Annotated in this window: 21 protein-coding genes; 3 read left to right on the top strand and 18 right to left on the bottom strand. The window is 39.2% G+C overall.

The features are described 5' to 3' along the window. Window positions 1–21: 21 nt before the first annotated feature. From NY607_RS03705 to NY607_RS03740, 8 genes are all read right to left on the bottom strand, one after another. On the bottom strand, window positions 22–1,416 hold the full coding sequence (locus tag NY607_RS03705) for a spore germination protein (RefSeq protein ID WP_053075663.1): 1,395 nt from the start codon (window positions 1,414–1,416) through the stop codon (window positions 22–24). Window positions 1,417–1,569: 153 nt separating this feature from the next. Next, complete coding sequence (locus tag NY607_RS03710) at window positions 1,570–2,943, bottom strand: amino acid permease (RefSeq protein ID WP_257961404.1); 1,374 nt, start codon at window positions 2,941–2,943, stop codon at window positions 1,570–1,572. A gap of 256 nt (window positions 2,944–3,199) precedes the next feature. Next, window positions 3,200–3,409 (bottom strand): hypothetical protein, encoded by a 210-nt coding sequence (locus NY607_RS03715; RefSeq protein WP_016995612.1) that lies wholly within the window; start codon window positions 3,407–3,409, stop codon window positions 3,200–3,202. 45 nt (window positions 3,410–3,454) lie between these two features. Next, window positions 3,455–4,969 carry an NCS1 family transporter gene (locus NY607_RS03720; RefSeq protein ID WP_054550729.1) on the bottom strand — a complete coding sequence of 505 codons (1,515 nt, stop codon included), beginning with the start codon at window positions 4,967–4,969 and terminating at the stop codon, window positions 3,455–3,457. Window positions 4,970–5,093: 124 nt separating this feature from the next. Continuing rightward, on the bottom strand, window positions 5,094–6,356 hold the full coding sequence (preA, locus tag NY607_RS03725) for an NAD-dependent dihydropyrimidine dehydrogenase subunit PreA (protein ID WP_048389894.1): 1,263 nt from the start codon (window positions 6,354–6,356) through the stop codon (window positions 5,094–5,096). 188 nt (window positions 6,357–6,544) lie between these two features. Beyond that, the gene (locus NY607_RS03730; RefSeq protein WP_259419171.1) at window positions 6,545–7,912 is read right to left on the bottom strand and encodes an NAD(P)-dependent oxidoreductase; all 1,368 of its coding nucleotides are present in this window, start codon (window positions 7,910–7,912) and stop codon (window positions 6,545–6,547) included. Between the two features lie 99 nt (window positions 7,913–8,011). Beyond that, window positions 8,012–9,415, bottom strand: a complete 1,404-nt coding sequence (gene hydA, locus NY607_RS03735) for a dihydropyrimidinase (RefSeq protein WP_259419172.1) — start codon at window positions 9,413–9,415, stop codon at window positions 8,012–8,014. Window positions 9,416–9,459: 44 nt separating this feature from the next. After that, window positions 9,460–10,704: a Zn-dependent hydrolase gene (locus tag NY607_RS03740; protein ID WP_259419173.1), complete on the bottom strand. Its 1,245-nt coding sequence runs from the start codon at window positions 10,702–10,704 to the stop codon at window positions 9,460–9,462. A gap of 140 nt (window positions 10,705–10,844) precedes the next feature. On the opposite strand from NY607_RS03740, the gene NY607_RS03745 reads away from it, so the two are divergent. The 3 genes from NY607_RS03745 (at window position 10,845) to NY607_RS03755 (ending at window position 15,082) form a co-directional block, all read left to right on the top strand. Further along, complete coding sequence (locus NY607_RS03745) at window positions 10,845–12,014, top strand: PucR family transcriptional regulator (RefSeq protein WP_048389885.1); 1,170 nt, start codon at window positions 10,845–10,847, stop codon at window positions 12,012–12,014. 172 nt (window positions 12,015–12,186) lie between these two features. Then, window positions 12,187–13,548 (top strand): aspartate aminotransferase family protein, encoded by a 1,362-nt coding sequence (locus tag NY607_RS03750; RefSeq protein ID WP_112117682.1) that lies wholly within the window; start codon window positions 12,187–12,189, stop codon window positions 13,546–13,548. Window positions 13,549–13,561: 13 nt separating this feature from the next. Next, window positions 13,562–15,082, top strand: coding sequence for a CoA-acylating methylmalonate-semialdehyde dehydrogenase (locus NY607_RS03755; RefSeq protein WP_259419174.1), 1,521 nt, complete (start codon window positions 13,562–13,564; stop codon window positions 15,080–15,082). 92 nt (window positions 15,083–15,174) lie between these two features. Here the strand turns inward: NY607_RS03755 and NY607_RS03760 are convergent, their stop codons facing one another. The 10 genes from NY607_RS03760 to panB all read right to left on the bottom strand — a co-directional run bounded on the left by NY607_RS03760 (window position 15,175) and on the right by panB (window position 26,520). Further along, on the bottom strand, window positions 15,175–15,492 hold the full coding sequence (locus NY607_RS03760) for a DUF378 domain-containing protein (protein WP_048389879.1): 318 nt from the start codon (window positions 15,490–15,492) through the stop codon (window positions 15,175–15,177). 182 nt (window positions 15,493–15,674) lie between these two features. Next, the gene (locus NY607_RS03765; protein ID WP_131519687.1) at window positions 15,675–16,160 is read right to left on the bottom strand and encodes a methylated-DNA--[protein]-cysteine S-methyltransferase; all 486 of its coding nucleotides are present in this window, start codon (window positions 16,158–16,160) and stop codon (window positions 15,675–15,677) included. Then, the gene (locus NY607_RS03770; protein ID WP_237900083.1) at window positions 16,147–17,061 is read right to left on the bottom strand and encodes a DNA-3-methyladenine glycosylase family protein; all 915 of its coding nucleotides are present in this window, start codon (window positions 17,059–17,061) and stop codon (window positions 16,147–16,149) included. Before NY607_RS03770 ends, NY607_RS03765 begins: the two co-directional genes overlap by 14 nt. Next, on the bottom strand, window positions 17,058–17,639 hold the full coding sequence (locus NY607_RS03775) for a bifunctional transcriptional activator/DNA repair enzyme AdaA (protein WP_259419175.1): 582 nt from the start codon (window positions 17,637–17,639) through the stop codon (window positions 17,058–17,060). The genes NY607_RS03770 and NY607_RS03775 overlap by 4 nt, the downstream gene beginning before the upstream one ends. Before the next feature lie 25 nt (window positions 17,640–17,664). Further along, window positions 17,665–18,432: an isocitrate lyase/PEP mutase family protein gene (locus NY607_RS03780; RefSeq protein WP_259419176.1), complete on the bottom strand. Its 768-nt coding sequence runs from the start codon at window positions 18,430–18,432 to the stop codon at window positions 17,665–17,667. A 701-nt stretch (window positions 18,433–19,133) separates the two neighbouring features. Further along, the gene (gene dinG / locus NY607_RS03785; protein WP_048389865.1) at window positions 19,134–21,905 is read right to left on the bottom strand and encodes an ATP-dependent DNA helicase DinG; all 2,772 of its coding nucleotides are present in this window, start codon (window positions 21,903–21,905) and stop codon (window positions 19,134–19,136) included. A 178-nt stretch (window positions 21,906–22,083) separates the two neighbouring features. Then, on the bottom strand, window positions 22,084–24,216 hold the full coding sequence (locus NY607_RS03790; RefSeq protein WP_237900069.1) for a 5'-nucleotidase C-terminal domain-containing protein: 2,133 nt from the start codon (window positions 24,214–24,216) through the stop codon (window positions 22,084–22,086). 228 nt (window positions 24,217–24,444) lie between these two features. Continuing rightward, on the bottom strand, window positions 24,445–24,828 hold the full coding sequence (gene panD, locus NY607_RS03795; RefSeq protein ID WP_009370842.1) for an aspartate 1-decarboxylase: 384 nt from the start codon (window positions 24,826–24,828) through the stop codon (window positions 24,445–24,447). Window position 24,829: 1 nt separating this feature from the next. Further along, window positions 24,830–25,684 carry a pantoate--beta-alanine ligase gene (gene panC / locus NY607_RS03800; protein WP_054550960.1) on the bottom strand — a complete coding sequence of 285 codons (855 nt, stop codon included), beginning with the start codon at window positions 25,682–25,684 and terminating at the stop codon, window positions 24,830–24,832. Next, window positions 25,684–26,520: a 3-methyl-2-oxobutanoate hydroxymethyltransferase gene (panB, locus tag NY607_RS03805; RefSeq protein ID WP_131519681.1), complete on the bottom strand. Its 837-nt coding sequence runs from the start codon at window positions 26,518–26,520 to the stop codon at window positions 25,684–25,686. The genes panC and panB overlap by 1 nt, the downstream gene beginning before the upstream one ends. Window positions 26,521–26,754 lie beyond the last annotated feature (234 nt).

The following is a 26,754-nucleotide window of genomic DNA, read 5'->3' on the forward strand; positions in this document are numbered from 1 at the left end:
CACCTCATTCTCATTCTGACACTATTTTTTCTGTACTTTTGAAATACCAGTCTTACTTCTTATATATTTAGTTGGAAATCGGATGACACTATCCAATAAATCGCTTGGCTTTCTTGGAATAGCAGGTGTCATATAATGCGTTCCTAAAGATTTGAGACTTAATAAATGGTGGATTAACCACGCAAAGGCGAGCATCTGTCCAAACAAGCCAAATAAACCTGCTGATAAGATAAAAATATAACGGATAAATCGGCTAGTATTACTCATTAAGAAAATGGGCGGTAAGAAGGAAAGTAGTGCTGAGGTAGCGACTAATACAATGAGTATATTACTGAGTAATCCAGCTTCTACGGCCGCTGTACCAATTACAATACCTCCTACGATACCAATGGTTTGTCCGACTTTGGCAGGCATTCGAGAGCCCGCTTCTCGTAAGACTTCAATTATAAGCTCGATAAATAATACCTCAATCAGTGGTGGAAAAGGTACCTTACTTCTTGATTCTTGAAGATTTAGTAATAATTCGTATGGCAAAATTTCTGGATGAAAGGTTAAGGCTGATATATACATTGGTGTAATCATGATCGTTAAGAAAAAACCAAAAAAGCGCAGCATCCTTAATAAAGATGCTGTTGTCCAACGGTTGTAGTAATCCTCAATCGACACGAACATTTCAAAAAAAGAAGTGGGACAGACAATGGCTAGTTGACTATTATCCATAAAAACGACGATTCTACCATCCAGAAGATAACGGCAAATACTATCTGGACGGACTGTCATGTAATATTGAGGAAAGGGCGATAATGGATTATCCTCAATTAATTGCTTCAACACGGATATATCCGTAAATAACGGATAATCTACCTGGTCAATACGGTTTCTTAAATCATCTAAATTTTCATGGCTCACGATATTATCCATATACATAATCGATATTTTAATATTGGCTTCTGACCCAACAATTCGGTTTTCATTTTTTAGCATGGAGCTTTGAATCCGTCTTCTCACTAACGATATATTCGTTTCCAGTGATTCTGTAAATGCATCCTGTGGACCAATTACAGTCGACTCTGTTTCCGTATCCGTAATGGCCCTTGTAGGCGCACTATACGTATCGACACTTAATAGGGCGTTGGTTTCGTGAAAAAAAAGAAGGGTTTGCCCAGCATTCAATTTTTTAACGACACCTTTCACATCTTTCGGGTCCACATATTGAGCCATTTGATGAATTTGTTTCAAATTATTAGCTAGTGGAATCGTCACCATGGTTTGTAAGGTCATTTTTTCGATGAGTGAGGAGAAATAAATGACCGTCACATCCCCTTCTTCTGTAGCGATCATTTTCAGTTTTACGTCATCGACTTCGTTAATCTCCTGCTTTAATTTAGCGACAATCTGCTCGGGTATCTCGTTCATTTTTGCTCCACCCCTTTTGTTCCGATAAATACCAGTCCATATCATTCATTTTTTAGTAGTTTGTCTTTTTTTCATTTAATTATGTAAAAATTGTGCTAGCAAAAATAGCCATACAAAAAGGATGCATCCCAATTAGAGATACATCCTTAAAGGTTATTCTATAGAATCTTTGCTGTATCGGTTTTTACCAATACCAAATACGTAGTAGCTAATGGTTACGAGAATCAAGAAAATAATGCCCACTATTAATGACACGCGTGTATCATCATTGAACCACATGCCGACTAGTACCATGATTAAAAAGATGATTGTTACATAGTTTGTAATCGGTGCGAACGGCATTTTAAAAGGATGCTTTGCTAGCTGCGCTCCCTTTACTTTTCTAAAACGAATTTGACTTATTAAAATGATAAACCATGGAATCATCCCTGGTAAAACACTTGCACTATACACATAGACAAATAAGTTTTCAGGGGCAATATAACTTAAAATAACACCAACGACTAAGCCAACTAATACGCCCGCTGTTCCAAATAAAGGCACACCATTACTAGAAAGCTTTGCGAAAAATTTTGGTGCTTGTCCATTCATAGCAAGTGTATATAACATACGTCCAGCACTATAGATTCCACTGTTACACCCTGACATTGCAGCTGTGATGACGACGAAATTAATAATACCTGCAGCAGCTGTGATACCTACCTTAGCAAATGTTGCAACGAAAGGACTACCAATTGTGCCAAGCTCATCCCAAGGATACACTGTAACAATGACAAAGATTGCACCGATATAGAAAATTAAAATACGCCAAATAATGCTTTGGATGGCATTCGTAATCGTTTGTTGAGGGTTTTTTGCTTCTCCTGCAGTAATCCCAATGAGCTCCACCCCTTGATAGGCCGCAACGACTAAAGATAAGGCAAAGAAAAATCCTGTCCAGCCACCTGTAAAGAAGCCACCGTGACTCCAAAGATTAGATAAGCCGATTGCTATTCCATCATTGCCAAATCCAAAGAAGATGAGTCCGACCCCTGCAATAATCATTAAAATAATCGTAACAATTTTAATCATCGCAAACCAGAATTCAAATTCTCCAAACGATTTGACAGAAATGAAGTTTGCCACACCCAAAATCACCATTGCAATTAGACCAGGTATCCAAGCTGGTAATTCTGGATACCAATATTGCATATACGTTCCTACTGCTATAATTTCAGACATCCCAACAATAACCCATTGGAACCAGTTACTCCACGCTGTTAAATACCCTGCTAAAGGATGAATATATTTATAGCCAAATGTGGCAAAAGAGCCTGTACTTGGCTCCATATAAAGCATCTCACCCATTGCCCTCATAATGAAAAAAATAAAAATACCTGCAATACCATAGGCAAGGAGTACAGAAGGTCCTGTCCATTGAATAGCACTTGCTGAGCCCATAAATAGCCCAACACCAATCGTACCGCCAAGTGCAATCATTTGAATATGACGTGCTTCTAATCCTCTTTTCAATTCCTTATTGGCCACTCCATAACGCCTCTTTTCCTGTTGTTCTTTCTACGATGTTTTTACTTTAAAATAATAATCAATTTTTCTAAAAAAGACAAATGTATTTTTAGGAAAAACAAAAAATATTACTATTTTAATAGAATAACAAAAAATAGGTAATAACGACGATTTAATTGATGTTTGTACGAAATATGATGTTACTTCAACATAATTAAAATCAGAAAATTCAAAAAACTCTATTCCGTTCAAGTCGAAAGGAATAGAGTTTACTTCGTTATTGTAATAAAGTTTGTTCCTGTAATTTTGCAGAAAAGTATTTACGTGCATCTGCTGTTAGAATTTGTAGCAAAGTCACTTCTTCTTGACGTGCAAACTCTACAAACATCCCACTTAAATTTTCGTAGACATATTTGATTTTAAAGCCACTATCTAAATAATGATCTACTTTTTGAATTTCCTCTGTGCTTTGTTGGAATTCAGACATGCCATCACCTCACCTTCTTTTGAAAATGTCTTGATGTTGTCTCACTTACTCGGCACCCTTCATCTCTAACAGAGGATCTGGTTGCTCCACCAGTTCATCTTCATCCGGAGTCGCCGTTGGAGCTGTTGGCTGGCCAAATATTTCGTCTAAATTATGTCCGACAGTAATACCTAAATATTTGGCATCACTTGGATCATCTAGCTCAGCTTGTGGATACTTTTTAAACCACCAATACTTCGCTAATACATAATATACAATCGCGCCTACAGCAAACCCTACTAAAGAAGAGTAAGTTGAAAATATATTGGCAACAGCACCACCGATTACCCAAGCGATTAATCCAGCCATATTAAAGCCCTTATAATATTTAAATTGCCCATCTAATTCATAAAGCTCTTTTACATGTACGCGCCGTTTACGAATCAGGTAGTAATCAGCAAATAAAATACCTACAATCGCTGTTAAAATACCGCCAATGATTAATAGGACATTGACCATGACATCAAATAGACTCCAGGGCTGTGCAAGAATACCAATAATCCCTGCAATAACTACCCCTACCCAGAATGGCACTTTCGGTCCACCGATATTAGAGAAAATAGTAGCTGCTGGTACAACGTTGGCAGAGGTATTTGTCGACCATTGTGCTAATACAATCATCAGCAATAGAATTCCAAGAATAAAGCCGCTTGCACTTTGCTGTAAGGCATTAATTGGGTCTGCCGAGGCAACTGCCATATAGCAAACTGCACCAATCGTAACAATGAATGTGTTTGTAATGGGCATGACAATTAAAGAGCCTACAAGCTGTGTTTTATTACGCTTGAACCAATTACGCTCATTTTTGGGTGCTTTAAAGAAACGGGACAAGGATGGCATATCTGCTGCTAAGGTTGCCCAAAAGCCCATATTTGCCATCACCACTACCATAAAGGCGGTAAAAGCAGCGAAGCCTGTTGTTGGGGTTTCCACCCACGTCCAAATATTTTTTCCCTGAGATGTTGCATTATCTGCCAATGTGTAATACATCCAACAAGAAATTAAAATAATGACAGGGGCTGCTAAATCAGCAAAACGCTCAATGGATTTAATACCAAGAGATGTATTAAAGAGTTGAAGCGCTGCAAACACAAGGAAGCAGATAAACCAATTATCAAAGCCAAACAATAAATTTAAAATTCCGTTTATCGCTAATGCACCAAAATACGTATTCAAACCAAACCAACAGGCAGCTGTAACACCACGTACAAGAGAAGGTATATGAGTACCGAATGTGCCAAATGGTGCACGCATATAAACAGGGAAAGATAATCCATGCTCTATTCCGATGTCACCAATTAACGTCATAAAGACGCCAATTAAACAAGAACCTACCAATGTTGCCACAATCACCATTGGTAAGGATAAATTCATGATAGCCGAACCACCAATGGCAAAAGCCGCTAATACAATTGCCATTCCTATCCAAATCACCGCAAAACCAAATGTTCCAATATTTCTTTGTTGATGTGTCACTGGAAGTAAATCTGGGGATTTTAAATAATTCCCTTCACGTTCCATAATGTTTCTCTCCTTTTTTTCTAATTTCCGTGACAACCTACTTGAAGTGCCTTCCTTCACCCAAAATGCTGAAGGAAGGTGGAATTTCGATTTTAATCTTTATTCAAAAATGAACAACGGTCCTTTATTTTGATAGACTGCTAAGAAGTGATTGGCGTTCATTCCATGTCATTGGCGGAATTGTAGATGGGCGTTCAACCATTGAAATGGCTCCATCGACAGGACAAACAATTGAGCATAAATTACAGCCTACGCAGTCTTCCTCACGAACCTTTAGCATTGGGCGACCATCCTCCGTATAAAGGTCAATACATTGATGGGATGTATCCTCGCAAGCAATATGACACTTATTGCAATTAATACAAACATCATTATTAATTTCTGCGACAATTTTATAATTTAAATCTAAATCACCCCAGTTTGAATACCTTTGTACAGAGCGACCAACTAAATCCATGACTGAAGCTAGACCTTTATCATCTAAGTAGTTATTCAGCCCATCAATCATATCCTCCACAATACTAAAGCCATGATGCATTGCTGCTGTACATACCTGTACGCCTGTCGCACCCATTAATATAAATTCCGCTGCATCTTGCCAATTGGAGATCCCCCCAATGCCCGAAATCGGTACATTGACTAATGGATTACGAGCACATTCTGCAACCATGTTCAGTGCAATTGGTTTAACTGCTGGACCACAATAGCCCCCATGAGCTCCTTTTCCAGCCACATGTGGTACTGTATTCCAAGAATCTAAATCAACACCAGCTAAACTGTTAATCGTATTAATCATACTCACAGCATCTGCTCCACCTCGTGTTGCCGCTTCCGCCGTCACGGTAATATCCGTAATGTTGGGCGTTAGTTTAACAATAACAGGTGTACGTGCCGCTTCCTTTACCCAATACGTTTGTTTTTCCACCAATTCAGGGACTTGACCAGAGGCAGAACCCATGCCTCGTTCTGCCATCCCATGTGGACAACCAAAGTTAAGCTCAAGACCATCAACCCCCACATCTTCTACTCGTTTCACAATTTCATGCCATTTTTCTTGCTTTGGTTCCACCATTAACGAGGCAATAATTGCGTGATTAGGAAATTTCTTTTTCGTCTCATAAATTTCTTGTAAATTCACTTCTAATGGTCGATCCGTAATTAATTCAATATTGTTAAAGCCTGCCACACGTTGGCCATTATAGCTAACTGCTGCAAAACGGGAAGACACATTTAAAATCGGTTCTCCTAACGTTTTCCAAACTGCGCCACCCCAGCCCGCTTCAAATGCACGTTGGACTTGATAGCCTGAATTCGTTGGTGGAGCAGATGCTAGCCAAAATGGATTCGGCGATTTGATGCCCGCTAAATTAATGCGTAAGTCTGCCATATAAGTTCCCCCTCTATCCGTACTAACAATCTTTTGTCAACTGAAAGCATAGTGCCAGATACAGGCTGTATGACCACCATTTCAAAAGCTAATGTAATCATTCAGATGGGGGATTAACAGCCTGTATAAACCCGATTGATGAATCTAACAATCAGTGGAGGAAGAGCCTCCCTGATTGAAGGTTCACTTTATGCAATCTCACTTGGTTTTCTTAAACGTTCATGAATCTTATATGCTGCATCTTTTCCTTGCTGTACAGCGGTCACTACCATCGCTTCACCCTGTCCATTACCAAAGACAACATCTCCACATGCAAATACTTTGTCATTGGACGTTTGCATTGTTGTCTCATCAATGTCTACGACACCATTTGTATGAGCTAAACCAAAGGCTTCAATTAACGATACAAAACGAGTTTGCCCGATGGCTTTAATAACAGCATCCACTTCAATGATAAAATTGGAGCCCTTTACTTCTTCAGGGCGTTGTCGACCATCAGGACCTGCCTCACCAAGCTTCATTTTCACACATTCAATGCCTGTCACCTTTCCTGCTTCATTGCCAATAATTTTTTTAGGTGCAGTTAGCCATTTAAATTCCACACCATCCTGCTTGGCAAATTCATATTCAAATTTGTATGCTGTCATTTCTTTTTCTGTTCTACGATAGAGAATTTGTACATTATCTGCGCCTAAACGCACCGCACTTGTAGCACCGTCTATCGCCGTGTTTCCAGCACCGATTATGGCTACTCGTTTCCCTACAATATCATTTGTAAGCGGTCCCATTTTTGTTTTTCGAATAAACTCAATGGCATCATGTACCCCTTCTAATTCTTCCCCATCAATGCCCAAATTTGGGACAGCACCCATACCGACAGCTAAAATCACACTGTCATACTGAGCCAAAATTTCATCAGCAGAAATATCCTCACCTACAGCTGTATTCGTTTGAATGTCCACACCGAGCTGTTCAATCTGCTCTACTTCCCAATCTACGACATCATTTGGTAATCGGAATGCTACAATCCCATAGCTTCCTAAGCCCCCTGCCTTCGCTTCAGCCTCATAAATAGTTACTTGATAGCCTAAACGACTGAGCTCACGTGCTGCCGATAAACCAGCAGGACCTGCCCCTACAATGGCTATTTTCTGTCCATTATGTGGACCTGCCTTAAATAGCTGAGCATTGGTTTCCATTGCCCAATCCGTTGCATAACGTTGTAACTCACCAATTTTAATTGGCTTTGTTGAAGAATTTAAGACACACGCCCCTTCACACAGTTCTTCCGTTGGACAAACTCTTGCACAGCTTGCACCAATTGGGTTTGCTTCTAATATAGTCGTAGCAGAACCCTTCATATTACCAGATGCAATTTTTTTTATGAAATTTGGTATTTGAATACTTGTTGGACATGCTTTAATACATGGTGCGTCATAGCAATACAAACAACGATTGGCTTCCTCAATAGCCTCATTCTTTGTCATCTTACCTTTTAATTCCACAAAATTACGTCTAAGCTGCACGGTCATTGCATTTTCTTGAATCGGAACCATTTCCACATCCCCCTCATGTGTTCATTTTTTCCGTACCCTAATTACGAAACCGATTGTTTTGCTCTCCAGTCAAAACAATCGGTCCTATCCTGTAGGAAGCTAAATGTTTAGTGCTTCCGCAGTTACTGTTTTTAATGGACGTTTAATGTATCGTCCACTGCCAAGTACACCTACAAATTCTTTATTTTTAATGACATATTCCCCACGTACGAGTACACTAACAGGCTCACCTGTTACCTCCCAGCCTTCATATGGATTATAGTCCACATTCATATGATGTGTTTTAGCTGAAATTTGGCGCTGTGCCTCTGGGTCAAAAATGACGATATCCGCATCTGAACCAATTGCAATCGTTCCTTTTTGCGGGAATAAGCCAAATATTTTTGCGGCACTAGTAGAGATCATATCAACAAATTCATGGATGGAAATTCTGCCTTTTGCCACGCCCTCAGAGTATAAGATACTGAAGCGGTCTTCAATGAATGGTCCGCCATTTGGAATTTTCGAGAAATCATTTAAGCCTAATTGCTTTTTACCTTTAAAGCTAAAGGAGCATTGGTCTGAGCCAATCGTTTGTAGCTGTTTTGCCTTTAAGGCATTCCATAAATGTTCTTGATGATATTTAGGACGAAGTGGCGGTGACCAAACATATTTGGCTCCTTCAAAGCCTGGTTGCGCTAATGCGGATTGATCGAGTGTTAAATATGGTGGACAAGTTTCACCATAAACATCATAGCCCTTTTCACGAGCGGTAATAATTTCATCTACCGCTTCTTTACATGTCACATGCACCACATAGAGCTTCGCACCAGCTATATGCGCTAATTCGATAGCACGCTTTGTTGCCTCTCCTTCCAATTCCGCTGGACGAGTTAGTGCATGATAGATCGGTTCCTTATGTCCAGCACGTCTTGCCTCCTCTACTAGCTCATCTATAACAGAGCCATTTTCACAATGGACCATCACTATCGCACCAAGGTCCTTAGCGATTTTAAAGGCTTTAAATAATGTACGATCTGTGGCTTGGAATTCTTTTGCATAAGCCATGAAGACCTTGACAGAAGTAATGCCCTCTTGCTCTAATAATTGTGGTAATTCAGCTTCGGTTTCAGGTGTTAGATCACCAATCATCAAGTGGAAGCCATAGTCAATAGCAGACTTTCCTTTTGCCTTGTCGTGCCATTTCTCTACGGCTGTCGATAATTTTTCTTCTCCTGCTGTTAAACAGAAATCTAAAATAGTAGTTGTCCCACCAAAAGCCGCTGCAATGGTGCCTGATTTCCAATCATCATCCGTCACCGTGTTATTGAATGGCATGTCTAAATGCGTATGGGGATCAATGCCACCAGGCAATACGTACTTGCCTGTAGCATCAATTATTTCAGCGCCAGCATCCGTTAAATTTTGTCCAATTTGAACAATTTTACCGTTCTCAATTAAAATATCTGCCTCAAATACATCAGCAGCAGTTGCTACTCGTCCACCTTTAATAATTTTTTTCACTATGCCTCTCACCCTTCATCACAAAATTAGAGAATGCTTGATAGTTAATGCAGTGTATATGTTTCGCCCATACTAAACTTCGTTTGTAGCGTTAACACCGTTTCCAATAAAATATCTGCGCCCTTTGCACAATCTTCAAAGGCTGTTTCCTCTTCTTCACAATGACTCTTGCCTTGAATGCTTGGAACAAAAATCATCGCGGAAGGAACCATACTTGCCATATACTGTGCATCATGCCCAGCGCCACTAAACATACGATGAGATGAATAGCCAAAGCTTTGACAAGCTCTTTCTACTTCATTGCAAATCGCACTATCAAAATACACGGTATCTCTGCCCCATAACTTGACAGGCTGAATATGGCATCCGCCCGCTGTCTCAGGAAGCGCGTTGAGAATATCCTCAACCTGTTGCATGACCTCTGGCTTTTGATGACGTGAATCAATTGTAAATGTCACCTTATTTGGGATAACGGTATGAATATTCGGGGAAACATTCATACGACCAAAAGTAAAAACAAGTTGTTCGTCAATTTTTCCTAATTGTTCATATAGCTCTTTAATGATGGTTGATGCCACAATCATTGGGTCTTTACGCATTGACATTGGGGTTGTACCTGCATGGTTTGATTGCCCACTAATTGTAATTTCATAGCAGACCATGCCTAGCACACCTTCAACCACACCAATTTCCTGCTGTTTTGCTTCTAATACTGGCCCTTGTTCAATATGCAATTCGATATAAGCAAGTGCCTCCTTCAGACGATTGGTTTGCTCTCCCTCATAGCCACTTGCTTGTAAAGCTTGTTGAAAACGAATGCCGTTTTTATCCGTAGATTGGAGCATTTTTTCTTTGTCAAATTTTGAGGTAATGACGCCTGAACTCATCATGGCTGGATCAAAACGTGCCCCTTCTTCATTCGTGAAATTGATAATCGTAAGAGGAATGTCCACTTCGATATCATTTTCCTTTATTGTTCGAATGGCCTCGATCGCTGTTAGTACACCTAACACACCATCAAATCTTCCACCTTTTTCTACTGAATCTAGATGGGAACCCATGACAATGGGTGGCACATTCTTTTTACCAGGAAGAGTGGCGTAAATGTTGCCCATATCGTCCACCTGAATATCCATTCCTAACGCTTTGCAACACTCACAAAAATAGTTTCTTGCTAATACATCCTCATTCGAAAGAGACAAACGTGTGACGCCACCATTTTCGGTGGCCCCAAATTGACTAAATTGTTCAATTAACTCTTGCAATCGTCTACTATTACATTTATACATATGCAAGTCCTCTCTTTCACAGTAGTTAATAAACATTCTAAAATAGATAAAATTTGTGAGATATGGATAGTAAACTAAAAAAATATGTGCAACTGCACATCATATATGGTAAGTTATGTTCATAATTAAGGGGGGAACGTATGGGGACGATTCGTAAAATTGTAGAGGGAGTTCATTTCCCAATGCTCACATTAGTCGCTGGACATAGTGGTACGTATCGCAGAGTTACTGGTATTAATGTTGTGGAAAGCAGTGATTTAATCATGTTTTGTAGACCCAATGAATTAGTCGTCACAACAGGTATTAATTTAGATGCGCAGCAAGACTCCTTGGAACATCTTGTCAAACAGGCATACACAAAAAAAGTAGCTGGCTTTATCATTAATACAGGACCATTCATTCCTAGCATTCCAGAAGCCGTCATCTCTTTTGCCAATCAACATGATTTCCCAATTTTTCAAATGCCATGGAATTATCGCATTGCTGATCTATTAAAAACTACCTTTCAATTTATTGCCAATCACCATCAAGAGCTTTCTATCGAAGAAAAGGTTCTTTTCAATCTACTATTTCATTACAAACAAAACACTAACACAATGAAAGATCAACTAGCACAGCTAGGATTTCCTCAAGGAAGAGAATTAGCGATCATAACTTGTACAACCATTGGCTCCAAAGCAGCTATTGACCGTTATGAGGTCATGATCCAATTCGCTTTTCAAAATCGCTATCAACGCTTCTTAAAATTAAAGCATAAAAATCACCTCATCTTTTTAATTGATAAAGCACAAATCAATACACCTAATATACCCTTCTCAAAAGTTGTGGAAGAAATCTATGAAAAAATCACGCTAAAAAATGGTTACTTGGATATTATTATTGGTAAAGGTAACTTTCATAAAGAGCTAGAAAATGTTCGCCAAAGCTATGATGAGTCCTTAACCGTCATCCATTTAGCACAGCTTCATAACAATCGTTATTTGTATAAATACAAAGAAATCGGTGCCTATAAAATATTGATGGCTGTGAAAAATCAGCCCCTAATGAAATCGTTTAGTCAGGATATTTTAGGACAACTTTACCGCTATGATGAACTACATGGGACAGACTATGTACCTTTTTTACGTATTTTTGTTGAGGAAAATGGCAGTACAAGCAGGATTAGTGAACGTCAATTTATACATCGAAACACCGTCCTCTATAAAATTAAGAAAATTGAAATGCTATTAGATATGGACTTAAGCAATCCCTTTACGAAGACTAATTTGTATATTGCCTTTTTAATTGAGGATGTCTTAATGCATCAATAGCCTGTCACAACATTAAATTAACTGAATTATCTTTCTCATTAAATACTCCTTCTAAAATTCTTGAAGCATACATATAAAGTACAAATGGGGGCGACTGCGCATTTTTGTTGTCCACATCTGAGGAAAACATATGCATGCTAATCAACTACCTGTTTAGAAGGAGTGAAGCTTCGTGACAAATGTAACAAGTCCCAATTGGCAAGTAAAAGATGAACAATTCGTATGGCATTCTATGAAGCCCTACAATCCAAATGCAACAATGATCGTCCAATCCTCTAAAGGGGCATGGATTACTGACATTGAAGGCAAGCGCTATTTAGATGCAATGGCAGGTTTATGGTGTGTAAACGTTGGCTATGGACGTGAGGAGATTGCCAAAGCTGCCTATGAGCAATTACTAGAAAATACGTATACCCCATTATCTGTTGGGCATATCCCTGCTATTCAATTAAGTGAAAAAATTAATGAGCTTTTAGGGGATGATTATGTCGTCTTCTTCTCCAATAGTGGCTCCGAGGCAAATGAGGCAGCCTTCAAAATAGCTAGACAATATCATCAACAAAAAGGTCACGTCAATCGAACGAAAATTATTTCTCGTTACCGGGCCTATCATGGTAGCTCGATGGGTGCGCTTGCAGCAACTGGACAAGCTCAACGAAAGTATAAATATGAGCCACTGGCACCAGGTTTTTTACATGTCACTCCACCTGACGCTTATCGTGCCAATGAAGACCATATTCAAAGTAAGGACCCTTGTGCATTACCATCCGTCCAAGCAATCGATCATGTCATGACTTGGGAAATGTCAGATTCCATAGCAGCAGTCATTATGGAGCCTATTATTACTGGCGGTGGTGTAATTATGCCCCACGACAGCTACTTACAGGGAGTTAAAGCTGTTTGTGAGAAGCATGGCGCACTACTCATTGTCGATGAAGTCATTTGTGGTTTTGGTCGTACAGGCAAAGCTTTTGGATTCCAAAACTACGGCATCCAGCCTGATATTGTGACTATGGCGAAAGGCTTAACCAGCGCTTATATGCCACTGTCTGCTACAGCTGTTCGTCGTGAAATTTATGAGGCGTTTGCTGGAACTGAGGAATATGACTTTTTCCGTCATGTCAACACATTCGGTGGATCACCAGCAGCATGTGCCGTCGCATTAAAAAATATTGAAATAATGGAAAAGGAAAATTTATTTGCCCACTCGGCTGCACTAGGTGCTACATTACTCACTACATTACAGGAGCAATTAAAGGAGCACCCGAATGTTGGGGATATTCGTGGGAAAGGCTTATTAATTGGCGTAGAGCTAGTACAAGATAAAGATAGCAAAACACCCCTCGACATGACACTTGTGAACAAAGTGATCACACAATGTAAGGAACAAGGGTTACTCATTGGGAAAAATGGGGTAACCGTGGCAGGTTTCAATAATGTGTTAACCTTATCTCCTCCTCTGATTATTTCCTCAGACGAGACGAATTTCATTGTTGAAAAATTTGTACAAGCCTTACATTCTATTAAACTGTAGGAGGAATAGCTAGATGGTAACAAATACAGACATACAGGATTTAGGTCATTTTATCAATGGACAAACAGTTCTAGGGAAAAGCGGTCAGTTTTCAGATGTTTACAATCCAAGCACAGGTACTGTCATTGCTCGTGTACCTTTAGCAACAAAACAAGAGGTACAGGAAGCGATTGCTGCTGCCCAAGCGGCTTTTCCTGCTTGGCGTGCCTTATCAGTTGGTAAACGAGCTGAAATTATCCTTAGATTCCGCCAACTCATAACAGAAAATATCGATGAACTAATTGATATGATTTGTACAGAGAGTGGCAAAACGATTGAGGATGCCAAGGGCGAAATTACTCGCGGTTTAGAATCTGTTGATTTAGCTATCAATGCCCCCCATTTACTTAAAGGAGAGTATTCGGTGAATGTTGGTGGTCATATCAATGCCTATTCTCTGAAAGAACCATTAGGCATTGTAGCGGCTATTTCACCATTTAATTTCCCTGTCATGGTACCGCTAGCAATTACAAGTATGGCGGTGGCTGTAGGAAACTGTGTGATTCTGAAGCCGTCAGAGCGGGTTCCTTGCTCAGCATTATTTTTATCAGAGCTGTGGAAAGAGGCAGGCTTACCAGATGGGGTTTGGACTGTTATTAATGGAGACAAAGATGCTGTTAATGAGCTGTTATGCCATCCTGCCATTGAAGCGATTTCCTTTGTAGGCTCTACGCCAGTTGCAGAAGCCATTTATGCTACAGCCTCTAAACATGGGAAGCGTGTCACAGCACTTGGGGGAGGTAAAAATAATATGGTGGTTATGCCAGATGCTGACTTAGAGCATGTAGCAAATGCCTTTTTAGGGGCTGCATATGGAGCTGCCTCCCAGCGTTGTATGGCACTGTCAACCATTATTCCTGTTGGGGAGGATACAGCCAATAAATTAGTGGGTATTCTTGCCGATAAAATTGCCAAATTAAAAGTGGGTCCCTATACAGATGCAGAAGTTGATTTTGGACCAGTCATTACTCAGCAATCAAAGGATGCCATCATTGGCTATATCGATCGTAGCCTAGAAGAAGGCGCAACATTGGTCTGCGATGGGCGAAATCCGGAAATTTCCAAACAATCGAACGGTTTCTATCTTGGACCTACATTACTCGATCATGTAAAGCCTGGAATGGAAATTTATGAACAAGAGGTTTTTGGACCTGCACGTAATGTCGTCCGCGTGGCATCATTAGAGGAAGCTATAGCCCTTATTAATGCCCATGAATTAGGAAATGGTGTAACCATCTTTACGAACAATGGTGCAGCAGCTCGAAAGTTTACCACTGAAATTGAAGTAGGTATGGTAGGTGTCAATGTACCCATTCCTATTCCAGTAGGCTATCATAACTTTGGTGGCTGGAAACGATCAAGATTTGGTGAGGGGCATATGTTTGGACCTGACCAAGTTCGTTTCTTCACAAAAGCGAAAACCATTTCAGAAAAATGGGTAGAACAAGGAAATGACATTACCTCTTCCTTTGCATTTCCAAGTAATCAGGACTAATCCTAAAAAAATAAATATTCGCGTAGTCAATAGCTACGCGAATATTTTGAAAAACTGACGCGACAACATGGTCACTAGTTTTTACAGTTTAACTATTTGTTCTCTTTTTTCTCTTCCGTTTTTCTTACTTCTGAGAAATCTGTTTCTTCTCCAGCCTCCATGCCATAGCTAGGATTTCTATCCATACGAGTAAATGTATCTACATCATCCTCGTCTTCAAATCGCTTTACAAGAATTGGAATCGAAATTAGCCCAGCAAGACCAACGAGTGCATAAACCCAACGAGATAAGACCGCCGTTTGTCCACCAAATAAATAAGCCACTAAATCAAATCTAAAGAATCCAATGAGTCCCCAGTTGATTGCACCTATAATAACTAGTACTAAGGCGATTCTATAAAGCACGCTCATGTGTACACCTCCTTTATTTTCAATACTCCAAGCTATATTTCTTAGCAGGGAGGTGTCATAAGAAGCGATAAAATGACAAAGACTAGTCATTACAACCGCCATTTTGACGGTCTTATTTTTTGCAATAACCTCTTTTTTATACTGTGTACAAATAGCGAAATGACGTACTCTGATGAATGGGGTTACTTGGATAAATTTTTATGTGTCTGCTCATGCTGAAGCAGCCATTCTTTGCGCCACATCCCGCCTCCATAACCTGTCAGCGTTCCATTGGAGCCGATAATTCGATGACATGGCACAACAATGCTGATATTATTTTTACCATTCGCACTACCAACAGCCCTTACAGCTTTTTCATTGTTAATAGCAATGGCGATATCCTTGTATGAAGCCGTTTCACCAAATCCTACACTCGGTAAAACATGCCAAACAGCTTGTTGAAAATCTGTACCTCGAAAAACATAAGGAAATGAAAACTCCTGACGATCACCTAGAAAATACTCATGCAATTGCTTAACACATTCCAGTAAAACTTCAGGTGTGTCTTGCTGAGGAGCATTTACGATCTGCTCTCGCTCTGCAAAGTTAATGGCATCAATTGCTGTATCACTTCCCTCAACTTCTATAATCCCAATTGGTGATGAATAATCTAATTTATACCGTTTCATACAGTGACCTCCATAAATAAAAGGTGGCATAAGCTTGCCAGCCTTGCCAATGTTCCGCATAGTTCTTTAATTCTTCAATTGTTGGTTTTCGTTCTAATGCTAGTTGTATTTTTAAAGCATTATGTAGACCTACATCTGCTATAGGAAATGCTGTCGGTTGTTGCAGACATTTCATAAGCACATAATCTGCTGTCCATGCACCAATTCCTCGAATGTCCATTAATCGTTTTTTCATGGCTTCGTAGTCCTCTTGTTGCCACAGCAAATTTTTTGTCAATTGTCCGCTTACGATAATTTTGGCAATATCAATAATGTATTCTGATTTCCTCCGTGTAAATTGGAGGTGGATCAAATCATCTACCTCAATAACGGCTATTCTCTCTGGCGTTGGAAACAGCCAGTAGCTTTGCCCCTCAAAGTAAACATATTCTCCAAAATGCTCGACAAATCTCTTTTTTAACATATAGGCAAAAGTTAAATTTATTTGTTGACCAATAATTGCCCAAACCAATGCTTCAAATAAATCAGGAATCCCGATTAACCGTAATCCGTTATATTTCTTCACAAGTGGCTTTAGGATTTGATCGTTTTCAGCCATCTGGTAATACCCCTGCAAATCCTTTGTTAAATCAAACCACTCTGCGATATATTGTGCGATGATCGCCTGTTCATGGCTAGCTGGCTGTTTCATTGGAAATATTACTATTATTTTATGTGCTTGTTCAGTTATTTCACATAAAATAAATTGTTCATCAATCTTCAATAATTTGTAGAGCACATCATCCTTTATATGGTGAAGTATTTCATGATGTGAGCGCTTTAAGAACTGCAAACACTCTCTATAATTAAATGCCTGTGGTAACTCGATAACTAAATAGCCAACATCGTTTGTCCATTTCATATCATGTCCCCCTGCAACGATAGGTTACGGTATTCTGTAGGCGAACAATTTTTCAGCCGTCGAAAAACTTTATAAAAATTAGATGGGCTTTGAAAGCCAGCTTCATAACATATTTCTAAATTTGTAAAGTCGGTATGTTTTAATAGATGGGCAGCCTTATCAATTCTGATTTTCTCTAAATACGTTCGAGGCGTCTCAGCAGTCTCTTGTTTAAATAGTCGTTCAAGGTGAAAGGGACTGAGGCCAACATGCTCCGCCATCTCCTGTAAAGTCACTTTTTGTTTATATTCCTTCATAATAAAAGTCGTGACATTTTTTATCAATTGCGTGTGTGGAGAATGTTCGATTTCAGGCTGACATCGTTTACATGCCCGATAGCCAGCCGCCTCTACCTTTTGGATATCTTCATAAAATTCAACATTCATCTTTTTCGGCTTTCTGGATTTACAGGAAGGACGGCAATAAATCTTAGTAGTTTTAACCGCTGTATAAAAAAGCCCATCATAGGTTTGATCACATGTTATAATCTTTTCCCACTTTTCCTCAAAAGATAAATTGATATTGATTGCATTGTCCACGATTATCTCACCTCATTCCCATCGACTATATATATAACGCAGAAGAATCTTGGTCTTTTAATAATTGTGTAGCATACTGTGTTAAATGCGCAATTATTTTATCTGAAAGTGCATTTCCAAAGCTAAAGCGTTTCACCCCTAATTCTTTTAGTAGCTTGACATTCGTTAAATTAGGTAAAGAAAGAAGATTAATGGGCGCATTTATATTACGAGTCATCGCGCTGATTTCATTGGCATCTGTTAAGCCTGGGATAAATATACCACTTGCTCCGCTCTCAATATAAGCTTTTGATCTTGTTATTGTTTCTTCAAATGGTTGCTCTAATTGAAAATACGTATCTGTTCGAGCATTAATAAAGAAATCTTTATAGCCATGATTATCTAATTCTTTCCTCATGTTTGTTAATAAATAACAGTGTTCAATTATGCTCCTTAAGCCTGTTTGATGTTTAAGGGAATCTTCAATGTTAATCCCTGCTACTCCCACATCTGCCGTTCTCAAAACATTGTCGATAATACTTTGTTCATCATGACCATACCCCGCTTCTATATCTGCTGATACGGGAATCTTGACTTGCTCTGTAATGGATTGAATAATTGTTAGATGTCGTTGAAAATCGATTTGTTCACCGTCTGCATAGCCAAGTGAGTTCGCGATTCCCCAGCTTGTTGTGCCGATTGCTTGAAAGCCTGCCTTTTCTAATGTTAATGCTGATAAAACATCCCAAGCATTCCCAATAAATAATAGCTCTTGTGAAAAATGTAAATCATAGAATTGCTTAATTTTTGACATAATATAAGCCTCCATATGGTTTGTTAGACCTTATATTATCAGGAACTATCCTTTTATTTCGTCCTCAATCTTGCTGTTATGGTCTATAATAATGTTTTAGCAAATATCTTGTAATAGGCTATTCGATTGTTTACATATAATCTAGTAACTATAGAATAGGAGCTATGACCCTTACATGGAAAATACAATAGTCAGAAGAATAAATTTATTCACACTTATTATCCTAGTTATGTTCGCTCTCATCCCCCCCTGTTAGCGCAATAGCCCAACAGATAAGCTGCTAGATCCTATTGTGTTAGGACAGCATTTAATTCCAAAATGGTCTCCATCGAAGATATATTGAGTGATGTCCATGATCATTCTTTTGTGGCTAGTAATCAATCGTATTATAATGAAAGAAGATAATTGAAATTGTTATGCTATAATAAGTTTAAATTAGCTACAATAAGGTAAATATATACATTTAATTAATGCCAAGGTATGTTTACAAACCTATTGAATAATCGCAAAAGTTATGATGCCAAACAAGCAACGGCAATCACTATGAACTATATTACAGAAATCGTTCGTAATGCTAATCTTTTTGATGAGCAAACTAAAAACAAGCAACGAGAATCATACTAGTAAGATAACATTGCTATTCTTTAATGGCTTCAACAATACGTAAAAACCCCTTCTAGCAATGCTAAAAGGGGTTTCTGCTATTTTTGCCAATGATTTAGTTCCTTTAACAATTCGGGTAGCTGCAATTTCTTTACATCGATAGGTGGTAATGCCTTAATAAACTCTTTCCCATATGACTTACTAGTAATTCGTCGGTCTAGGACAATAAAAGCTCCTTTATCCTGCGAAGAACGTATTAATCGACCAAAGCCTTGCTTAAACCTCATGATCGCTTCTGGTAAGGAAAGCTCCGTAAAGGAATTGCGGCCTAGAGTAGTTAGATGCTTTGCCCTCGCCTTAAAAACAGGCTCTTCTGGTGAAGAAAATGGTAATCGTACGACAATAACAGAGGCAAGTGCATCTCCTGGAACATCTACCCCCTCCCAAAAACTGTTTGTGCCAAATAGAACGGCATGACTAAATTTTTGGAAGGATTTTAGAATGCGCATACGGCTACCGCCTGTAACACCTTGTGCAAATAGCATGTAATCATCTAATAGTTCACTATCTTGGATAAGCTCAACTGTTTTTCGTAGCATATCCTGTGCTGTAAAGAGTACAAAGCAACGCCCTTCTGTCATTCGAACAGTCCGCGTAATTGCATGGGCAACAGCCTCAATGTATTCTTCTTGGCTGACATGCTGAATATCTGGCATATCGGTGACGATAAATGCCTTAGCCCCAGCATAGTAGGCTGGTGGAGCTTGTAGTTTCAAGACTTCAACATTATCAGAAATGCCTAGCTGGCGTGTAACAAAGCGCTCATTGCCTGGTACCGTTAATGTGCCTGATGTCCAAACAATACTCGCTTGCTGACGTAAAGGTGCTAATACTTTTTCAATTATCGGCGTCACATTGACAGGCTTCTTAAAAACATGGAGACTGCCAGGGACACTCCGTACATCAAATTCTAACCAAACAGAATTGCCTTCCTGTGGTGACAGAAAAATATCGTCCCATTCAGCAATTTTTATCTTCACTTCTCGAATCCAATATTGCCATTCAGATAATACATATTGATCGTTTTTATCTAGCTGCTCAATCGCATTTTCGAACGACTGTGTAATGCTAGTAGCGAGATCCAGCCATTGCTGGGTTAGTTTGCTTACTTGTGCAAACGTTTCTTTCGCAAATGAAACATCCTCTAAAAACAAGGTGCATTTACTACCTGCTTGTTTCCCTTTCATTTGCTGTTGCAATTTTTGAATAGTTCTCTGGATTGTTTCATCAAATGTCCGCTGCAAACGTATGAATTGTGCATCAAGATGCTGTAAATTTTGCATGGCTACTCGCTGTTTTCTCTTCGCTGCCTGGCAAAACTGTTGAAATAAAGCCGTGTCCTCCATCGTACCAATTTGTCCAAAAATATACTTCCATTGTGTATAGGAGAAGACTACTTCATCCTGCTGCATAGCTGCCTGAATAAATTGATGCGCCTCGTCAATAATCCAGCCATCTATTTCTGTAAAAAGTGGTGTTTGACGCACTAAATCACTTAAAACCATGGCATGATTCGTTACAATACAGTCAGCAACTGCACTGTTCTTTAAAGCTTGCTCATAGAAATCAAAGCCCTTTGAAGGCTTGTCATTCGGTATTTTTCGGATTTTCTCTAAAAACAGTTGTCCGCCACCAGAAACATTGAGCTCGCTCAACACACCAGTCTCTGTTTTGGTCAACCACACAAGTATTTGTAAAATAGTAAATGTATCATCATAGGATTCATCAGCATATGCCATACATTGCTCAAAGCGATCGAGATCAATATAATGCTGCATTCCCTTCAGCACACACAAATTCACCTTTGTCCCAAGGATTTTTTCGATCTTTGGTAGCTCTTCTTCTACAAGCTGTTCTTGTAAATAGGAAGTATACGTACTGATGGCAATCTTTTTATTAACAGCACGGGCAAATAAGATGGCTGGAAGTAAATAGCCAGCAGTTTTACCAATACCCGTAGAAGCTTCAATCACGCACTCCTGTTGTTCATGTAATGCCCGCCAAATCGTGTCCATCATGTCAAATTGTGCAGGACGTTCCTCAAAATTTGGCAGTGCCTTTGACATTAAAGTTATTTTCTCATCTACTGATTGAGGGTAGGCAATCGTTTCTGTCACATGCTCATGCTTATTTCGGCCATTGCCAATCGCAAAATTACGGTAATAGTGTACATTTTCGCGGCCCGTCGTATGCTGGCGCTTAATTTGCAACGCCTCAAAAAAAAGCTGAGAAATATTTGATTTTAAGCGAAAGGAACGCTTATGCATCTGTTCAAGTGTAAGCTGTGGTAAACTTAGTAGCTCCTTCCAGCAATGCTTGAATAGCTCCGCTGTCGCGCGAGCATCGTCATCCGCTCGATGAGCATTTGCTAACTCAATATTTAAATCGGCCGCTAAATCCCCTAGCTTAAAACCAAGGGACATAGGGAACAAAATTTTAGCTAGCTCCACCGTATCCATTTTTTTACCTTGCCATTTCGGTAGTCCAGCACGTTTAAACTCTGCTTGTAAAAAGGATAAGTCAAAATCTGCATTATGTGCAACAAATACACAGTCAGCAAGTAGCTCATATATGTAATCCGCATGCGCTTCAAATGGGAAGGCATCCTTTACATCCTCATTCGTTATATGCGTTAAATCTTGAATGAAAGTGGGAATAGCTTTCCCTGGATTTATGAACTTCGTATAGGTACGCTCAATTTCCCAATCCTTCATAATAACAATGGCAATTTGAATCATCCGGTCCCCATTGGCTGGTGAATGACCAGTTGTCTCCAAATCTACAATTGCATATTTTTGACTTTCCATCATACATCTCAACTCACAGTTCACATTAGATAAGTTGAATTTTATCATATTATTGGCTCTGCGGCATCCTTTCTCCTCTTTGTTGAATCACCGCATCCATACAAAAAACGCAACCTTGGAGAAATCCCCTAAGGTTGCGTTGTGGAATCATTATGGAGTGCTTACTCAAACAACGTTAAGCTTATTGTTTTTTTGCTACATCAACAATACGACCCTCTGTTGTTGTTTTCACTTCTTTAAGTGATAGTAATTGCTCTTGAAGGTTTTCCCAATCAGATAAGCCTAAATCTGTAACACGACCTTCTTCATATGCTTTAGCAAACATATCTAGGCCATCTCCACCTTTAGCAGTATAGGCATTTGTAGCTACTGTGTAAGTTTTACCATCTTCAATAGCAACATATTTACCTGTTGCTTTATCTAAATATTCGATAGATACAACACGTGAGCCTACTTCTTTTGACGAATCATATTGTAATTTCGCTCCAGCAATGTGTAAGAAGCCACCATTTTCTTTAGGTGCATTTTTCAAGGACACTTCAAATGCTGCTTTTAGCTCAGCACCTGTTGTATCCATTAATGCTAATGTATTACCGAATGGTAATACTGTAATTACTTGACCAACTGTAATATTCCCAGCTGGAATTGCTTCTCGAATACCACCGCCATTTTGTAATGCCATTACAACCGTTTTATCAGTATATTTTTGTGCCTTTGCTAGCATACCGTCTGTAATGATATTACCTAGGGCTGTTTCATTACTACGCACACTTTCAAGACTTGTTTCACTTGCACGTGGGTTAGCTAAAGCTTCTTTTAATGTTACACCAATTTCTTTGTTGTTCACTTCATCTACTTTTGCTTTATAAGGTGCTAGTAATTTCACTAATGTTTCGTCTTCAGCTACCTTACCAAGGTCGATTAATTCGCCACCATATTCAGTAACTACACCATCTCCATCAAATGTTACATCAAGCGTACCTAAGTATTTTACATACTCATTGGCCTGTACAATTAATGTAGCATCCTTTGCTTCACCTACTGTATTTGTATCAACAACGAATGGTTCGTCTAATTTTGTATGATCATGTGCGCCAACAATGACATCAATGCCTGGTACATTTTTAGCAAGTAAAATATCATTATCAACATTCGGATTATCATTGTAGCCAATATGTGTTAAAGCGATAATTTTGTTGACACCCATTCCTTCAAAGGCTGCCACTGCTTTTTTCGCTTCCTCTATATAATTTGTAAATGTTACTTTATCAGGAGAAGCAATATCAGCCGTTTCCTCAGTCGTTAAGCCGAAAATACCTACTTTTTCTCCATCAATTTCTTTTACAATACCAGAATAAATTTTACCATTCTCAGGTTCACTTGAAATTAAATCAGTAAATAAGCCTGTGAATTTAGCATCTGCTGAGAAATCAGTATTAGCATCTACAAATGGGAATTTAGCCCCTTTAACAAAATCCGCTAATGCTTGATGACCTTCAGGAGAGGCACCTAAATCAAATTCATGGTTACCAAATACCATTGCATCAAAGCCAATTTCATTTAATAGCGCTAGATCTGCTTGTCCATGGAATTCATTGAAATATAATGTACCATTGAATGCATCGCCAGCATGTAATGTTAAAACATTTTTCTTTGCTTCCCTTTGTTCTTTTACAGCTGTCGCCAATTTAGGTAATTCATTTGCACGAGCATGTGTATCATTCACATGTAAAATCGATAATGAGAATGCATCTTCTGGTGTTTCAGGAGTCTCTGGAGTTTCTGGGTTTGATTTTGTTAGAGCCTCTGCAATGAATGTTGCCAGTTGTCCACGTGTAACTTTTTCACTAGCCTCATGATTTTTTGCACTTTCTAGCTCTGGTAATGTTGGAATAGATGCTAAAATTTTTGCTAAATCACCATGAGTAATTGTTTGGTTTGGACGGAAAGTATTATCTCCATAGCCTGTAATGACATTTAATCCTACAAGGGCTGCAATTGAGCCATAATAAGGATTTGATGCACTAATATCCGTAAATTTTGGATCCTCTACTTCTTTTGTATCCAATTTTAATGCGCCTGCAATCATTTTTGCCGCTTGTCCACGTGTGACATTTGTATCTGGTTTGAATGTACCATCTGGGTAACCACTAATAATCCCTGCTGCATAAAGTGTAGAAATGCCTTCAAAATCTGCATGACTTTCCTTTACATCCGAAAAAGGACTTGCTGCTGATGCTGGTACTACCGCTACCGCTGTTACAGCCAATGCTGCTGCAGTTACTGTTAAAAATTTGTTACGTTTATTTTCCATGACAAATGATACCTCCACTAGTAAAATGATGTACTAACAACTAAATTCTACATAAATATGACGCAAAATACTAGAACATTTGTAAAATTATAATTATGTTAACTAGTTTAATAGTAATAAAAGCAAATTTTTGCCAGTAACTTTTGGTATAAACGTAATCGCAAAAAAGGAGGATAGGCTATACTTTGCCATCCTCCTCTCTAGTATTAATTGATACTATTACTGAATTCACATCACAGTTGCTTCTGGCTCGTGTGCGATCATTTCCTTAATTGTATTGCCCTCTCCCATGATGGCTACAGTTGGTTGATGATCTTTTGCCTCATGATTATCCACATACACATAGGAAATAATAATGACAATATCACCACGCTGCACAAGTCTTGCTGCTGCGCCATTAACACAAATGACACCTGATCCTCGTTCACCAGCTATAATATATGTTTCAAAACGAGCGCCATTATTGTTATTAACAACATGTACTTTTTCGTTTGCCAGCATACCTACTGCATCTAAAATATCTTCATCTATTGTTATGGAGCCTACATAGTTTAAATCTGCCTGTGTCACTGTTGCACGGTGGATTTTACTATTCATCATCATACGTAACATACTATAGTCCCTCTTTCACAGTAAAAATACAATTATCGATTAAACGTGTTTTACCTATATAAACAGCTGCTGCCAACAGAACTTGCTGAGTTGCAGTTGTCACTGGTGTTAAATCTGGATATGTTAATAATTCAATATAATCAATGCGGCCATGTGTTCTTGCATGAATATGAGCTTTTGCTTTTGCAAGTGCTTTATCAGCATCACCATTCGCCAAAAAGCTATCGCGAGCCAACTGTAATGCTTCATTGATCGCCGGAGCCTCTTGTCGCTCTGACTCACTTAAATAGACATTACGAGAAGATTTCGCTAAACCGTCCTCCTCGCGTACAATTGGGACAACACGCATTTCTAAAGGGAAATTAAAATCACGTACCATTGTCGCAATAATCGCAACCTGCTGTGCATCTTTTTGACCGAAATAAGCTCTTGTTGGCAGTGTTAAATGAAATAATTTAGAGACAACCTGTAAAACACCATCAAAATGACCAGGACGACTTGCACCACAAAGAATGGTAGCCTGCTCACCTGCATGTAGACGAATCCCTCCATCTTGAGGATACATTTCTTCCACACTTGGTGCGAACACAATATCAACGCCCACAGATTCAGCTAATGCAGTATCTCTAGGCAAATCACGAGGATAACTTTCAAAATCCTCATTTGGCCCAAATTGTGTTGGGTTGACAAATATACTCATCACAACGACATCATTTTCTACACGAGCTGTTTGTGCTAATGTTAAATGACCTTCATGTAAATAGCCCATTGTCGGAACAAGTCCAATCGTTTTTTGAGCATGCTTAGCTGCTTGAATTTCTGTGGCTAATGCCTGTATGGTCGTGATGACTTTCATCATTTAACGCCTCCATATAGCTGATCTAATGCTTCCTCTTTCATTGTGAAGAAATGCTTTGGAGCTGGGAAAGTACCCGCTTTCACTGCTTCTACGTAACCCATCATCCCCGCGCTTGCTTCTTTGCCCATATCAGCAAATTGTTGAACAAATTTCGGTACATGGTGCGAACCGTAGCTTAGCATGTCATGATACACCAGCACTTGTCCATCAGCCTCAATACCAGCGCCTATGCCAATGGTTGGAATAACAAGACTAGCTGAAACAATTTCTGTCAGCTGATGAGGGATACATTCCAACACGACTGCACATGCTCCAGCCGCTTCGCATTGTTTTGCTTCTTCAAGCAGTGTAGCAGCCTGTTCAGCTGTTTTTCCTTGTACCTTATAACCACCAAGCACTCCCGCTGATTGAGGCAACAACCCTAAGTGAGCTACTACTGGAATACCAGCTGACGTTAATTTACGAATGACAGGTATAACTTCACCAGCCCCCTCAACCTTTACAGCATCTGCTCCTGTTTGTTGCATCATCCCAATGGCTGTTTTGAGTGTCTCATTGACATCGCCATGATAAGAACCAAAGGGCATATCAACGACTATAAACGTATCCTTTGCCCCTCGTCTTACTGCTTTTGCATGATGAACCATATCCGCTACAGTTACAGGCATTGTAGAATCATAGCCAAGCACGACCATTCCAAGTGAATCCCCGACTAGTATCATCTCAACGCCAGCTTCTTCCGCGAATTTAGCAGCTGGATAATCATAGGCCGTCACCATCACGATTTTCTCGCCTGCTGCTTTCATCTTTAAAAAATCTGTTGTCGTTTTCATTTTGTAGTCCTCCTTTTTTAAAGGAAGAAAACAGAAAAACCCTTCTGGCCGAAAACAGACAGAAGGGTAGTGTGTCGTTCAATGATAAAAAGACCCCTGAAAGAGGCAATAGCTTACAAAATGAAAGCTATATTTGAACGTATCGTTTTCTTCCGTCCCTGTCTAAAAGATCAAGGCAGATATTTGATAGTATAGTCTATTGCGTTTTTGAAGGTGCCGTTCACAATGGATACT

Origin of the sequence: Lysinibacillus sp. A4 (genome assembly GCF_024919535.1) — a bacterium.
Lineage (GTDB): Bacteria > Bacillota > Bacilli > Bacillales_A > Planococcaceae > Lysinibacillus > Lysinibacillus capsici.

Bases quoted from the DNA above. Each gene is read 5' to 3' on its own strand.
- NY607_RS03705 (WP_053075663.1), bottom strand. From the start codon at position 1,416: ATGAACGAGATACCCGAGCAGATTGTCGCTAAATTAAAGCAGGAGATT.
- NY607_RS03715 (WP_016995612.1), bottom strand. From the start codon at position 3,409: ATGTCTGAATTCCAACAAAGCACAGAGGAAATTCAAAAAGTAGATCAT.
- NY607_RS03720 (WP_054550729.1), bottom strand. From the start codon at position 4,969: ATGGAACGTGAAGGGAATTATTTAAAATCCCCAGATTTACTTCCAGTG.
- preA (WP_048389894.1), bottom strand. From the start codon at position 6,356: ATGGCAGACTTACGCATTAATTTAGCGGGCATCAAATCGCCGAATCCA.
- NY607_RS03730 (WP_259419171.1), bottom strand. From the start codon at position 7,912: ATGGTTCCGATTCAAGAAAATGCAATGACCGTGCAGCTTAGACGTAAT.
- NY607_RS03740 (WP_259419173.1), bottom strand. From the start codon at position 10,704: ATGTATAAATGTAATAGTAGACGATTGCAAGAGTTAATTGAACAATTT.
- NY607_RS03745 (WP_048389885.1), top strand. From the start codon at position 10,845: ATGGGGACGATTCGTAAAATTGTAGAGGGAGTTCATTTCCCAATGCTC.
- NY607_RS03755 (WP_259419174.1), top strand. From the start codon at position 13,562: ATGGTAACAAATACAGACATACAGGATTTAGGTCATTTTATCAATGGA.
- NY607_RS03760 (WP_048389879.1), bottom strand. From the start codon at position 15,492: ATGAGCGTGCTTTATAGAATCGCCTTAGTACTAGTTATTATAGGTGCA.
- NY607_RS03765 (WP_131519687.1), bottom strand. From the start codon at position 16,160: ATGAAACGGTATAAATTAGATTATTCATCACCAATTGGGATTATAGAA.
- NY607_RS03770 (WP_237900083.1), bottom strand. From the start codon at position 17,061: ATGAAATGGACAAACGATGTTGGCTATTTAGTTATCGAGTTACCACAG.
- NY607_RS03780 (WP_259419176.1), bottom strand. From the start codon at position 18,432: ATGTCAAAAATTAAGCAATTCTATGATTTACATTTTTCACAAGAGCTA.
- dinG (WP_048389865.1), bottom strand. From the start codon at position 21,905: ATGATGGAAAGTCAAAAATATGCAATTGTAGATTTGGAGACAACTGGT.
- NY607_RS03790 (WP_237900069.1), bottom strand. From the start codon at position 24,216: ATGGAAAATAAACGTAACAAATTTTTAACAGTAACTGCAGCAGCATTG.
- panD (WP_009370842.1), bottom strand. From the start codon at position 24,828: ATGTTACGTATGATGATGAATAGTAAAATCCACCGTGCAACAGTGACA.
- panC (WP_054550960.1), bottom strand. From the start codon at position 25,684: ATGAAAGTCATCACGACCATACAGGCATTAGCCACAGAAATTCAAGCA.
- panB (WP_131519681.1), bottom strand. From the start codon at position 26,520: ATGAAAACGACAACAGATTTTTTAAAGATGAAAGCAGCAGGCGAGAAA.